The following is a 13,480-nucleotide window of genomic DNA, read 5'->3' as shown; positions in this document are numbered from 1 at the left end:
CATTTCCTGTCGGCCGTTCGTCACGCGTCGGTACCCGCCCCGACCAGCCCGGCACCGACCGCGATCGACCACAGTCCCGTCGCGGCGGCATCCTCGTCCACCACCTGCGTGCGCACCTTCCGAGCCCGCAGCGCGGTGGCGTACCGGCGGCACAGATCTTCGGTGCCGCACAGAATGATCTGTTCCGCGCCGCCGTACTGCGGTAGCAGATGCCGCACTTCGTCGGCGATGACGATGCCGGAGAGGTAGTCCGCCAGCGCGGCCGGTTCGAGCAGGCCGTCGAGAACCAGCGCCCGCGCACCGAACAGCGTGGCGGCCAATCCACGTTCGCGGGACGAGAACCCGGCCGTCAGGCCGCGCGCGAAAGCCGGGTCGTCGCGGCGCGGGGTGGCTCCGGTATGGCTCAGCAGTCCGTGCCGGGTGACCAGGCCGTACAACTCGCCGGTCATAGCCGTGGTGAAGGACAGTACCTTGCGGTCGGCGATACGGATCCATTTGGTGTGGGTTCCCGGCAGCACCAGGACATGTTCGGTATCCGGTCGTTCGATCGATTCGAGCACGCCGATGACCTGCGTTTCCTCACCGCGCAGGACATCGCCGGCACTATCGCGGCGTGGGTCGGAGGGGACGCGCAGACCGGGCACCAGATGCAGAGCACCCCCGGCCACGGGCACCCGGGCCAGCGCCGGGCCGGTGATATCGAGCCGGGCCGGAACATCGAGATAACCGGCCTCGTACCAGCCCTGCGCACTGCCCACCATGCCGCAGGCCAACGCCGGGAGGCCCGGGTCGGCACGGAGCCACTCGCCGCACACGTCCAGAAAGGTCGCTTCATAGGCGCGTGCCCGCGCCGCCTGATCAGCGGTATCGATACCGGCGGCCATATCGAGCAGCCCCCCGGCGAGGCGCCGGGTGTCCAGAATCCTGCCGTCGGCACCGAGCAGCCAGCACCGCATCGACGTCGTGCCCCAGTCGAGTCCGATGAGACGCGGCGTCGAGAGCCCTGGTCGGTCCGGTGTCATGACGGTCACTATGGACAGGACGTCCCGTTATTTCCAACCAAGTCCCTGATTATGGGACTCTGGAGCGGTGATCGCTTCTCCCGACACCATCCCGCCCGGCACCCAGACCCTCGCCCGCGGCCTCGCGGTGATCCGCGCGGTCGGCGACGGGGCGCACGGGTTGCGCGAAATCGTCGAACGCACCGGCCTCGGCCGCAGCAGCACCCACCGGCTCGCACAACTACTGGTCGCCCAGGGCTTCCTCCGCCACGACAAACGGGGCTACACCCTGGGGCCGGCCCTGATCGAACTCGGCTTCAAGGCGCTGCACGGCAACCCGCTACCGCTGGTGGCGCGACCGGTGCTCGAGGAGTTGTCGGCCACGGTGCTCGATACGGTCCATCTGGCCGTCGAGGACGGCGGTTCGGTGCTCTATCTCGACAAATTGCCCGGCTCACGGGGCGCGGAGATGCGCTCGCGGATCGGGTATCGCATGCCGCTGACCCGCGCGGGCGTCGGTAAGGCGCTGTTGCTCGACGCCGCCGATCGCTGGGCCGAGCAGTACGCCGCCGACGAAGCGAGGCAACCGGTCGGGGCGAAGCCCGGCAACCTCGAGGATTTCCGCACCCGCATGCAGACCTACGCCCGGACCGGTGCGGCCATGGACCTCGAGGACAACGAACCCGGTATCCGCTGTGTCGCGGCACCGATACGCGATGCGTCCCGCGCGATCGTCGGCGCGGTCAGCGTATCGGCGACCACCCCGTACATGCCCGATGAGCGGATGCGCGGCCTGGTGCCGGTGGTACGCCGCGCCGCCGGCCGCATCTCGGCGTCGCTGGGCTACCTGGCGACCTGAGCAGCCGAGGCACGACCTACCGGAGAGCGACGGTCGCGCGGTGGGTGTTCGCATCGCCCTCGCCGGACGTCGGCAGACGGCATCGGAGCGACGGAAACGCAAGGGCGCCAGAAGAACACATAATTACCTGTGCGAAATGCATCGTTCGACCTCGGCGGCGTAATATATGAGAAATTCACGCATTTACTACGCGTCACGATCTTGTTATCTGCGAGCGGTCGGTTTACCGACACCGATGTAATTCAATGGACATTCGGATCGAATGTGTCGGATGGATCACAATTCAGTTTGATTTAACCTGCGATACCTATAACGTTCGGATAACACCAGTACCAAGGTGTGCGGCGGCGCAGACGGCTTCGCCGAAGCAACGGATACGACAGGAGCATTATCATGGGTTCAGTGGACTTCAGCGCCCTCGGCGATTTCTTCGGCGCCTTCGGTGACATCTTCGGTGGCATCGGAACCCTGTCGAGCTTCTCTGCCGAGTAAGTATGCGCTGCGCATGAGCAGGGAATCCTGTGACAACAGCCCGCCGGACCGGATCCGGTGGGCTGTTGCCGTACTCCGGCAAATGTTTCGTGTGAGTTTCACACATTTCTGTAGAGGAAATGTAACGAAAGCCTTCATCGACGATTACCGATGCAGCGGCGCGGGAGTCTTTTCACCCACCCGGCAACAGACCCGATCATGCACCGTTCCACGCCGATATGTGCTTGAAGAGCGTTTCATCGGTGGGTGCACAGATCACCTACGGAATCACCGTCCAGGTACCGCGTTTACGGCGCATATGAGCCTTCCGGGCGTCGGCTTCCACGAATCCGGCGTCGTCGGCACAAAATCCCGGGGCAGTACTCTCGGGGCTCGCACCAGTGAGTGTCCTCGATACGACGAAGCCGAGAACCGTTCCGTGGTGACAGCGCTACCCGGCGAGGTACGGGTATGACCGCCATCACCCCCACTGAACGGCCCCTATCAGCGACCCTTCATCGCTCTGACCGGGCATTATTCGAAAACAGGTATACCCGGGGCCGTTCGACCGGCGCGCTTGCGCGCCCAATGGCAGACCCTGGAAGCCGAACGAATCGGCCACCATCACATCGAGGGCAGTAATGCACCAGTGGAATCCCGACAACCTCTCGAGCTGCGGTGATATGTACGCGGAATGCACCGAGGCCGCACTGATGATCCGTCGGTGCGGAAGTTGTAGCAGACTGTTCGCCCCGCCGGTCACGCGGTGCTCGGCATGCCGGTGCGACGACTTCGAACGCGTCCCCTCGGCCGGAAGCGGTTCCATCGTGTGCTGGCGGAAGGTCGCCTGTTCGCCGAACGCACGGACCGAAGCGGTGGAGTCGGCAATAGCGATCGTGGAACTCGACGAGGGGCCGTGGGTCTACACGACGATCCACGGCGAACTTCCGCGGGCCGAGCGGCCGGTCCGGGTGCGCTTCCAGGCGCCGCCACGCGGGGACCGCTTCCCGGTGTTCGTGATCAGCACCGGGCAGCCGGCCCTCGCCACGGAGTGACTGCCCCATGATAGCCCGCGCCCCCAGGATGATCGCCTCGTAACCGCCACCTACCACCGCGTTACCGGGGACGATGCCTCGCCGCCGGAGGGCCCCCGGCGATAGAGTTGAGGTGGCGAGAGGGACGCGCATGGTATCCGGTGCCCACAACCAGACTCGGTGGATCACGTCCACCCCATGAACGGCGACGACTCCGCACGCACACGCCGCGAATCGACGATGACCGTCGCGACGGAACTCGACGCGGCCGGATTCGAGGACGCGGCGGAAGTCGGGCGTGGCGGATTCGGCGTGGTCTACCGGTGCACGCAGGAGCCGCTGGACCGGACCGTCGCGGTGAAGCTGCTGACCGCGGAACCCGACGAGGACAATCGGGCCCGGTTCGCCCGGGAGCAACGCGCGATGGGCCGGTTGACCGGGCATCCGAATATCGTCACCGTGCTGGAGGAGGGCATCACCGCCCGCGGCCGGCCCTACCTCGTCACCCCGTTCTATCCGCTGGGTTCCCTCGACACATGGATTCGCGACCACGGGCCGTTGCCCGCCGAGGACGTGCTGCAGATCGGCGTGAAGATCGCCGGAGCGCTGGAGAGCGCACACCGGCTCGGGGTCGTTCACCGGGACGTGAAACCGGGCAATATCCTGCTCACCGACTACGGGGAACCCGCGCTGACCGATTTCGGCATCGCGCACATCGCGGGAGGTTTCCGCACCGCCGCAGGAACTGTTACCGGGTCGCCGGCATTCACCGCGCCCGAGGTCCTCGAGGGCGAACCGCCCACCCCCGGCGCCGATGTGTACGGGCTCGGGGCCACCATGTTCTGCGCACTCACCGGGCACGCCGCGTTCGAGCGGCGCAGCGGCGAGAAGATGGTGACCCAGTTCCTGCGGATCACCACCCAGCCGCTGCCCGACCTGAGAGAACGCGGTGTGGCCACCGATATCAGCGACCTGGTGGAATCGGCGATGAATAGGGACAGCCGGAAACGTCCGTCGGCCGCGGCCCTGGGAGAAAGCATCCGGCGGTTACAGAAACGGCACGGATATCCGGTGGACGATATGGCGGTGCAGAGCCGACCCGCACGGGAAGAGCACCCGAACAAGCCCCGCGTACCGGACCAGCGTAAGTCGATTCGCTCCGACCACACAGGTAACCTCCCCCTGGAGCTGACCAGTCTTGTGAACCGGCGCACCGAAGTGGCGGAGGTGAAGAATCTCCTGGCCAACGCCCGGCTGGTGACTCTGTCCGGAACCGGGGGCGTGGGAAAGACGAGGCTGGCGCTTCGAGTCGCCTCGCAGGTGCGGCGGGATTTTCCCGGCGGAGTGTGGCTGGTCGATCTCACCGATGTCTGCGATCGCGAGATCCTGGTCGATGTGGTGGCCGCCGCGGTCGGGATACGCGACGAATCGGGCCGGCCGTTGATCGATGTGCTGGTGGAGTACCTGTGCCCGCGCGAAACACTGCTGGTGCTGGACAACTGTGAGCAGCTGGTGCAGGCGGTCGCGGAACTGGACGAGGTCCTGCTGCAGGGCTGTCCGGGATTGAGGATCCTCACCACCAGCCGCGAACCGTTGAACATCGCCGGCGAGGCGGTGCTGCGGGTGGCACCGCTCACGGTTCCCGAACCGGATCGCGAGCCCACACTGCTCGGACTGCCCCGTTTCGACGCGGTCACCCTGTTCGCCGAACGCGCCGCCGTAGCGGTGCCGGGCTTCGAACTCGACGAAAGCAACAAAAGTGCCGTGGCGCGGATCTGTGCCCGATTGGACGGACTGCCACTGGCCATCGAATTGGCGGCCGCTCGCCTGCGGACCATGACACCGCAGCAGATCCTGGAGCGGATCGATATCCGCAACCCGGTGCTCACTCGGGCCACCCGCACCGCACCGTCCCGTCAGCAGACACTGCGCCTGTGCATGGACTCGAGTCACGACCTGTGCACTCCGGCCGAACAGCAACTGTGGGGTCAGCTCTCGGTGTTCGCCGGAAGCTGCGAATTGGACGCCGCGGAGGGTGTCTGCGATATCGACTCCGGTCCGCGCAGTGTGCTGGACGTGCTGTCTTCCCTGGTGGATAAGTCCGTTCTCATCCGCGAGGAAACCAGCGGCGTGGTGCGTTTCCGGATGCTGCAGACCCTGCGCGTCTACGGCCGGGAGAAGCTACGGGAAGCCGGTCGGGACGCCGAATTGTGCCGACGGCACCGCGAGTGGTACGAGCGGTTGTGCGAAGAGGCCGCAGGCGGCTGGATCAGCGCGAAGCAGCCCCGCTGGATCGACCGGCTGGCGCGCGAACAACCCAATCTGCGGGAGGCACTCGAGTACTGCCTGGCCGAGGACACCGAGGCGGCGGCGGATGCCGGTCTGCGTATCGCTGCCGGACTCTTCGAGTTCTGGAACTTCCGTGGGCTCTACGGGGAGGGACGATCATGGCTGCGGCGCGCGCTCGCTCGCTCCCGATGGCATTCGGTGCCCGGCCGGATCGGAGCTCTGTGCGCGGCGAGCAAATTGGCGGCGTTGCACGGTGAGTTCCCGGCGGCGGCGGACGCGCTGGCGCAAGCGCGAGATCTCGCCGAGCGCGAGACCGAGCCGATGTGCCGCGCGCAGCTCGCTTATTGCGAAGGGGTTTTCGCCATGTCCCGTGGCGAACCCGGCGCCGCACCTGCCTATTTCGAACGCGCCGTGGAACTCGCCGGCACCGACCCGGCGAGTCAGCTGCGGATGAGCGCGCTGGACCTGCTCGGCTGGGCCCATGAACTGACCGGGGAGACGACCCGGGCCAGCGAGTGCTACCGGGAAGTGGTCGCGATCACCGAGCCGCGCGGTGAGCTACTCCATCGCGCAGCGGCCCTACGCGGTCTCGGTGTGGCAGTCTGGCGGGAGGGCGACCCGGAACGGGCCCGGCAGCTGGTGCGGGAGGCGTTGCGGGTCAACAGCGGTCTCAACGGCAGCACAGTGATCAATATGTTCTGTCTCGAGGCGATGGCCTGGGTTGTCGATATTTCCGCAGAAGCCGAACGCGCCGCAGTGCTCATGGGCGCCGCACAGGGATTGCGGCCGGCGGGTGCCCGGGTGACGACCGTCTACCAGAATATGGCCGGCTTCCACGAGCAGTGCGAACACGACGCCCGGGCGGCCTTGGGTGACCGGCGATTCGACGCGGCCCATCAGCAGGGACAGACTATGGGTATGGACGCTGCCGTGGCCTACGCGCTCGGCGAACCGGCTACCGGCGCCGGCTCCTCGGCAGACCACGCGAGCGACCTCACCCGGCGCGAACGGCAGGTCGCCGAACTGGTCGCCCAGGGACTCAGCAACAGGCAGATCGCGACCAAGCTGGTGATCTCGCAGCGCACCGCCCAAGGCCATGTCGAGAACATCCTGACCAAGCTGGGGTTCACCTCACGCGCTCAAATCGCGGCCTGGGTGGTGGAGAACGCACAGCAAGTGAGCAGGCAGCCGCGCCGGTAGCGCTGCGCGCTCTCTCGCCGGACGAGTCCGGGCCGCCCCGTATGAGACGGCCCGGAACCCGTGGACCGGATCAGCGCAGATCGTATCGATCGTTCTCGGCGACCTTGACCCACGCGGCGACGAAATCGTCGACGAACTTGCGGCCGGCGTCGCGCTGTGCGTACACCTCGGCCACAGCGCGCAGAACCGAATGCGACCCGAAGATCAGGTCGTTGGCGGTGGCCGTCCACTTGGCTTCGCCGCTGCGGCGGTCGCTGCCCTCGTAGACGTTCTCCGCCGACTCCGACGCCTTCCACTCCGTGTTCTGATCCAAGAGGTTGACGAAGAAGTCGTTGGTCAGCACACCGGGCCGGTCGGTGAACACACCGTGCTTCGTACCACCGTGGTTCGCGCCGAGTGCGCGCATACCGCCGACCAGCACCGTCAGCTCCGGCGCCGTGAGATCGAGCAGGTAGGCCCGGTCCACCAGCAGACGTTCCAGCGGCGCCTTCTCGCCGTTGCGCACATAGTTGCGGAACCCGTCCGCCCGCGGTTCGAGCACCGCGAACGACTCCACATCGGTGTTCTCCTGGGTGGCGTCGGTGCGGCCGGGCCGGAACGGCACGGTCACGTCGTAACCCGCGTCCCGCGCCGCCTTCTCGACCGCCGCCGAGCCGGCGAGCACGATCAGATCGGCCAGCGACACCTTCTTCCCATTCGATGCCGATCCGTTGAAGTCCTGCTGGATCCGCTCGAGGACGGGCAGCACCTTCCGAAGTTCGGACGGTTCGTTGACTTCCCAGCTCTTCTGCGGTTCCAGCCGGAGCCGGGCGCCGTTCGCGCCGCCGCGCTTATCGGTGCTGCGGAAGCTCGCCGCCGAAGCCCACGCGGTCTTGACCAATTGCGGAATCGAGAGGCCGGAGTCGAGGACCTTGCCCTTCAGGTCGGCGATGTCCTCGTCGTCGATCAGTTCGTGGTCGACCGCCGGGACCGGGTCCTGCCACAACTGCGGTTCGGGGACCCACGGGCCGAGATAGCGACTGATCGGCCCCATATCGCGATGCAGCAGCTTGTACCATGCCTTGGCGAACGCCTCGGAAAGCTCCTCGGGATGTTCCAGCCAGCGGCTGGTGATCTCCCGGTAGACGGGGTCCTCCCGCAAGGCCAGGTCCGTGGTCAGCATCGTGGGTGTGCGGGCGGGGCCGTCGAAAGGATCCGGGATGGTGCCCTCGCCCGCGCCGTCCTTCGGTTTCCACTGATAGGCGCCCGCGGGACTCTTGGTGAGCTCCCATTCGTAGCCGTACAGGTTCTGCAGGAATCCGTTGCCCCACTGGGTCGGGGTGGAGGTCCAGACGACTTCGAGACCGCTGGTGATGGCGTCCTTGCCCTTGCCGGTGCCGTAGCTGCTCTTCCAGCCCAGGCCCTGCTGCTCGATCGGGGCGGCCTCGGGTTCGGCGCCGACCAGGGAGGCATCGCCCGCACCGTGGGTCTTGCCGAAACTGTGACCGCCGACGATGAGCGCGGCGGTTTCCTCGTCGTTCATGGCCATTCGCCGGAACGTCTCGCGAATGTCGCGCGCGGCGGCCACCGGGTCGGGCCGCCCGTTGGGGCCTTCGGGGTTGACGTAGATCAGCCCCATCTGCACGTTGGCCAGCGGGTTCGCCAGTTCCCGGTCACCGCTGTAGCGTTCGTCGCCGAGCCAGGTGTCCTCCGGACCCCAGAAGACCTCTTCCGGTTCCCAGATATCGGGGCGCCCGAAGCCGAATCCGAAGGTCTCGAAGCCCATCGAATCGAGCGCCACATTGCCGGCGAACACGATCAGGTCGGCCCAGGAGATGCTGTTCCCGTACTTCTGCTTCACCGGCCACAGCAGGCGGCGCGCCTTGTCCAGGCTGGCGTTGTCGGGCCAGCTGTTGAGCGGCGCGAACCGCTGCGCGCCCTGACCGCCGCCGCCACGGCCGTCGGCGATCCGGTAGGTACCCGCCGCATGCCAGCTCATCCGGATGAACAAGCCACCGTAGTTTCCGTAATCGGCCGGCCACCAGTCCTGCGAATCGGTCAGCACCGCCGCGACATCGGCCTTGAGGGCTTCCACATCGAGCTTCGCGAACTCCGCGGCGTAGTCGAAGTCCTCGCCGAGCGGATTGGCCTTGGAGGAATGAGCATGCAGGACCGAGACATCGATCTGCTCCGGCCACCAGTCCGCATTGCTGCGGGGGCGCTGGTCGGGACGGGGCGTCGGGGACGGGATCGCCGGGTTCTCGCTCTCGCTCGTGCTGCGAGTTCCGGTGTCAGGAGCGGGTGGACGACTATCGGAGGTCACGACTTTCCTTCCTGAATAAGTGGCAGGAGCTGCGATCAGGCCCGGTGCGACACCGCACAGTCGGGACACAGGCCCCAGTAGATGACCTCGGCTTCGTCGATCGAGTAGCCGTGATCATCGGAGGCTGTCAAACAGGGGGCCGCGCCGACTGCGCAGTCGACATCGGCGATCGAACCGCAGGTCCGGCATACGACGTGGTGGTGGTTGTCACCGACGCGGGACTCGTAACGGGCCACCGAGCCGGACGGCTGGATACAACGGAGAAGCCCGGCCGCGGTGAGTGTGCGCAACGAGTCGTACACCGCCTGGTGCGAGACCGCCGACAGGCGCGCCCGCACGGCGCGAATGATCGAATCGGTGTCGGCATGCGGGTGGTCGTACACCGCGCTCAGCACCGCCACGCGCGGAGCCGTCACGCGCAGCGAAACTCCCCGCAGCATCTGCTGGAAATCCACGGCCGCATGCACAGCCGAAAGTCTGGTCTCTTTTCTGGAATGAGTCAAGCATTCACGGTCCGCGCCACCATATGAGCTGGTCACGGCGATTTCTTCGTCATGTCGGGAACGGCCCTTTCTCCCGGCTGCTCAGTCGCAGATCCGCACGCCCACGGCCTCCGCCCCGCCGGCACGTGCGACCGTGGAGAATTCCACGCGCTGGTCGGCGAAGAGCACCCGGTAGCCGTCGGCATCGATACTCCGGTACTCCACGAATACCGGGGCGATATCGTCGTCGGGATCGATATAGCCGAAGCCCTTCTGGGCGTCGTACCAGATCACCCGGCCGGACCGGGCCGGGGGCCGCTCGGCCGCCGGACGGGGTAGCGCGGCGCCGGGTTCGTCCGCCAGGCGCGGCGACGCGGGCGCCGTCACCGGACCCTCGCCTTCGAAGTGCCCATGACCCGGTCCCACCACTCACTGAGCGGACTCGGTTCGGGCCATACCACCTGGGCCTGCGCGCGGGACTCCGCGCGTTCTCGTGTCGAAGCTGTTGTCGGATCGGTAGCAGCCATGACCGGATACATCTCCAAACTTGCGAATCGGTGGACGGAAAAACGCTCGTCGCGCACGCGGGACATCCGAGGAGGCGGAGACGGGGCGCGGCGGACCGAAGTGATCCGCTCGGCTTCTCGTCACGAAGCCCTCTGCTCATATCTGTCGGACAGATAATCTTTGTCTCGCGGCACAGATTTCTTATAGCATCGACAATTACCTAGTGCAAATTGATAAGGTAGGAAACCTCGTGTACGACGAGGAGAAGAGGAGTGCATGGATCACGAGCGCGACCCGGGGCAACACCTGCCCGATCCCGATCAGGCGGTATACGGGATCTCGGTCGCCGCAGGTCTCGCGGGCATCGGCGTACAGACGCTGCGACTCTACGAACGCCACGGTCTGCTCACCCCGGCGCGCAGCGACGGCGGTACCCGTCGCTACAGCGGCAACGATCTCGCTCGCCTGCGCCGGATCACCGAACTCGTCGCCGCCGGCGTGAACCTCACGGGTATCGGCCGCATCCTCGCCCTCGAGGATGCCAATGCCGATCTGCACGCCGACAACGACCGCTTGCGCCTGGACAACGACAATCTGCGCGGTACGCCGTAGTCACGCAGGTCGCACCGGACAATGCCCGCGGCGTCGACCGCCGCACGCTCCGGGTCCACGGGACGGTGCCGGCGGAAACACCGGCCGCCCAAACGAAGGGTGTCGCATGCATATGCAGCGTCTACCCCAGATCTTTCCGATCATGCACCTCGAGGTGAAACCGCACCGGCCACTCGGTCCACGGCACACCGTTACTGCCCGGCCCGGGCCGGAGCTATCGCGGGGCCGCCGACTCCGCACTGGGGCAGGCAGTCCACGCGGGCCGGTTCGGGGGCCCGCCGCGGCGGCCGCAACAGGACCCCGGCCAGCGCGGCGCCGATAAGCAGCAGACCCGTACAGATCCACATCGCGACACCGAATCCGGAGTCGAACACCGCGGGATCGTCGAGAGCACCGGAGATCCCCGCCAGCCCCGGCAGGGCCGCCACCGCGAGCAACTGCGCCGTCCGCGCGACCGCGTTGTTCACTCCGGAGGCGATCCCGGCCTCGCGCGCGCTCACCGCGCCGAGGACCGCCCCGGTGAGCGGCGCGACCAGCAGCGACAGCCCGAGACCGAAGACCAGCACCCCCGGCAGCACATCGAGCGGATAGGAGGCTGCGGGACCCACCCGCTGGAGCAGGACCAGTCCGCCCGCGGCGAGCAACGGCCCGCAGGTCATCGGCAGACGAGGCCCGTGCCGCTGGGCCCAGCGGCCGGAGGGGGCCGAGAGCGCCAGCATCAGCAACGTCACCGGTAGCGTGGCCAGTCCCGCGAGCAACGGCGTGTACCCCACCACGATCTGCAGTTCCAGCACCAGCAGGAAGAACACACCGCCGAGCGCGGCGTACACCGCGAGGGTGACCAGATTCGCCACCGTGAAAACCCGGGAGGCGAACAGTGCCGGTGGTACCAGCGGGTGATCACTGCGCATCTCGATGAGGACGAAGACCGCCAGTAGTACCCCACCGGCGCCCACCAGGACCGGTAGCCCGTCGATCGACCCCAGGGTCAGCGCAGCCAGCGCCGCGGCCACCACCAGCGCGCCGGGGAGATCGAGCCGGTCGGCCGCGTGGGGATCGCTGCTCTCCGGCACGTGCCGCAGCGAGACCAGGACGACGACCGCCACGAGCGGCACATTGAGGAAAAAGATGGACCGCCAGCCCGCCACCTCGATCAGCCAGCCACCGAGGAACGGCCCGACCGCCCCCGCCACCCCGCCGAACCCGGACCACAGCCCGATGGCCGCACCCTGATCGCGGTTGTCGATGGAGGCGGAGATCAGCGCGAGACTGCCCGGTGTGAGCATGGCCCCGGCCACACCCTGCAGCACCCGGGCGGCCACCAGCATCTCGATGTTCACGGCCGCTCCGCACAGCAGCGACGCGACAGCGAACCCGCCGGCCCCGGCGACGAAGACCTTGCGCCTGCCGAAGCGGTCCCCGAAGGAGCCACCGAGCAGAATGAACGAGGCCAGTGTCAGCGTGTAGCCGTTCAGCGTCCACTGCAGGCCGGCGACATCGGTATCGAGCGCGGCACCGATGCGGGGCAGCGCGATATTGACGACAGTGGCGTCCAGCGAAGCCACCGCGGAGCCGAGCACGGTGGCCAGTACGATCCAGCGGCCGGCGGCCGAGCCGAGACGGGGCAGCTCGGTGGGGTTCACGTCACCGAAGATACGGATCCGCCGCAGTTCATCGCTGCGCGACACACGCCGGGACGCGAGACACCGACGCCGCAACCCCGCGCTGCCACTCGGCAGGGCGGGGCTGCGGCGACCGACCGTGGCCGGGGATCGCGCCGGTCACATCCGGGCGTAGCGGGCACAGGCGAAATCGTAGAGACCGTAGGCGGCTATACCGAGTCCGGCGGCGACCAGGAGAACGGGACCGAACGGCTGCGCACCCAGCGTTTTCAGCGCCGCGTCCAGACCACTGGCCTTACCGGGGTCGGACTGGAACACCGCCACGATCACCAGCACACCCGCCCCGGCGATCGCCGACCCCTTACTGAGATACCCGACGGTTCCCAGCCTGCGCAGCAGCGCGCGGTCGGTGCGCAGTTCCTTCAGGAACCTGCGGGTGGCGCCCTTGTAGAGGTGGTACGCGGCCACCGCGATGATCACCACGCCTACGATGACGAGGGCGATCTTGCCGCCGGTGCTCTGCATCATCCGCGCGGACAACCCGGCGTTCTTACCGCCGCTGGAAGTCCCGCTGCCCTGAACGAAGCTGAACGCGGTGATCGCGTAGCCGAGATAGACCAGAGCCACGGCGAACGCTTTGCCGCGGTGGAACAGATCGGTTTTGCGGTCCTCGCCACCACTGGTGCGCGAGCCCACCGCCGCCTCCGTGAACCGCCACAGCGCCATGAACACGAAGGCGGCGATGGCGATGACCAGCGCGGGCACACCGCCGGGTTTGGCGGCGAGTTCGGCCATGGCACCGGACTGATCGGTGGTGCCGCCGCCACCGAACGCGAGGCGCACCGCGAGATAGCCGATCAGCAGGTGCACGAGCCCTGCCATCACGTAACCGACCCGGGCAAGGCGCTCGAACAACCGGCTGTCGGTGATACGGTGCGCCGTGGAAACCGGCCTGGATGTGGAAACCTGGATCATCTGGCCTCTCTTCGTACCGGAGGCGCGCGACCGGGCAATACCGGAACGGCGACCGCGTGAACCCGGACTCCCGATCGGCGCCGACCCGAAACCGCTTCTCGCACTCGCCTGTTCGCTGCCACGCCT

10 protein-coding genes are annotated in these 13,480 nt (G+C 67.2%); 4 read left to right on the top strand and 6 right to left on the bottom strand.

What is annotated here, in order from left to right:
- Positions 1-20: 20 nt before the first annotated feature.
- Entirely contained in the window at positions 21-1,022 is a 1,002-nt protein-coding gene (locus NS4_RS01875; RefSeq protein WP_063057702.1) for a 2-dehydro-3-deoxygalactonokinase, read from the bottom strand.
- 67 nt (positions 1,023-1,089) lie between these two features.
- Between NS4_RS01875 and NS4_RS01870 the strand changes: the two genes are divergently transcribed.
- The 3 genes from NS4_RS01870 (at position 1,090) to NS4_RS01860 (ending at position 6,854) form a co-directional block, all read left to right on the top strand.
- Positions 1,090-1,860: an IclR family transcriptional regulator gene (locus NS4_RS01870; RefSeq protein WP_063057701.1), complete on the top strand. Its 771-nt coding sequence runs from the start codon at positions 1,090-1,092 to the stop codon at positions 1,858-1,860.
- 1,346 nt (positions 1,861-3,206) lie between these two features.
- Positions 3,207-3,386: a PhlB family protein gene (locus tag NS4_RS33135; RefSeq protein WP_245664983.1), complete on the top strand. Its 180-nt coding sequence runs from the start codon at positions 3,207-3,209 to the stop codon at positions 3,384-3,386.
- Between the two features lie 177 nt (positions 3,387-3,563).
- A complete protein-coding gene (locus NS4_RS01860) occupies positions 3,564-6,854 on the top strand; it encodes a protein kinase domain-containing protein (protein WP_063057700.1) in 3,291 nt (1,096 codons plus the stop codon).
- A gap of 70 nt (positions 6,855-6,924) precedes the next feature.
- Here the strand turns inward: NS4_RS01860 and katG are convergent, their stop codons facing one another.
- The 3 genes from katG to NS4_RS01845 all read right to left on the bottom strand — a co-directional run bounded on the left by katG (position 6,925) and on the right by NS4_RS01845 (position 10,025).
- Positions 6,925-9,156 carry a catalase/peroxidase HPI gene (gene katG / locus NS4_RS01855; protein ID WP_063057699.1) on the bottom strand — a complete coding sequence of 744 codons (2,232 nt, stop codon included), beginning with the start codon at positions 9,154-9,156 and terminating at the stop codon, positions 6,925-6,927.
- A 35-nt stretch (positions 9,157-9,191) separates the two neighbouring features.
- Positions 9,192-9,596 carry a Fur family transcriptional regulator gene (locus tag NS4_RS01850; RefSeq protein ID WP_063057901.1) on the bottom strand — a complete coding sequence of 135 codons (405 nt, stop codon included), beginning with the start codon at positions 9,594-9,596 and terminating at the stop codon, positions 9,192-9,194.
- Between the two features lie 144 nt (positions 9,597-9,740).
- On the bottom strand, positions 9,741-10,025 hold the full coding sequence (locus tag NS4_RS01845; protein ID WP_439955751.1) for a cold shock domain-containing protein: 285 nt from the start codon (positions 10,023-10,025) through the stop codon (positions 9,741-9,743).
- 396 nt (positions 10,026-10,421) lie between these two features.
- Here NS4_RS01845 and NS4_RS01840 point away from each other — a divergent pair, with 396 nt between their 5' ends.
- The gene (locus NS4_RS01840; RefSeq protein WP_063057698.1) at positions 10,422-10,757 is read left to right on the top strand and encodes a MerR family transcriptional regulator; all 336 of its coding nucleotides are present in this window, start codon (positions 10,422-10,424) and stop codon (positions 10,755-10,757) included.
- Between the two features lie 191 nt (positions 10,758-10,948).
- Here the strand turns inward: NS4_RS01840 and NS4_RS01835 are convergent, their stop codons facing one another.
- The gene (locus NS4_RS01835; protein WP_063057899.1) at positions 10,949-12,400 is read right to left on the bottom strand and encodes an MFS transporter; all 1,452 of its coding nucleotides are present in this window, start codon (positions 12,398-12,400) and stop codon (positions 10,949-10,951) included.
- Positions 12,401-12,538: 138 nt separating this feature from the next.
- Positions 12,539-13,354 carry a DUF1206 domain-containing protein gene (locus tag NS4_RS01830; RefSeq protein WP_063057697.1) on the bottom strand — a complete coding sequence of 272 codons (816 nt, stop codon included), beginning with the start codon at positions 13,352-13,354 and terminating at the stop codon, positions 12,539-12,541.
- Between the last annotated feature and the right edge of the window lie 126 nt (positions 13,355-13,480).

It is taken from the genome of Nocardia sienata NBRC 100364 (assembly GCF_001613205.1).
Taxonomy (GTDB): domain Bacteria; phylum Actinomycetota; class Actinomycetes; order Mycobacteriales; family Mycobacteriaceae; genus Nocardia; species Nocardia sienata.
Note: the sequence above shows the minus strand (reverse complement) of the source record. Positions and strands in the feature narration are given on the sequence as shown.

Bases quoted from the DNA above. Each gene is read 5' to 3' on its own strand.
- NS4_RS01875 (WP_063057702.1), bottom strand. From the start codon at position 1,022: ATGACACCGGACCGACCAGGGCTCTCGACGCCGCGTCTCATCGGACTC.
- NS4_RS01860 (WP_063057700.1), top strand. From the start codon at position 3,564: ATGAACGGCGACGACTCCGCACGCACACGCCGCGAATCGACGATGACC.
- NS4_RS01850 (WP_063057901.1), bottom strand. From the start codon at position 9,596: ATGCTGCGGGGAGTTTCGCTGCGCGTGACGGCTCCGCGCGTGGCGGTG.
- NS4_RS01840 (WP_063057698.1), top strand. From the start codon at position 10,422: ATGGATCACGAGCGCGACCCGGGGCAACACCTGCCCGATCCCGATCAG.
- NS4_RS01830 (WP_063057697.1), bottom strand. From the start codon at position 13,354: ATGATCCAGGTTTCCACATCCAGGCCGGTTTCCACGGCGCACCGTATC.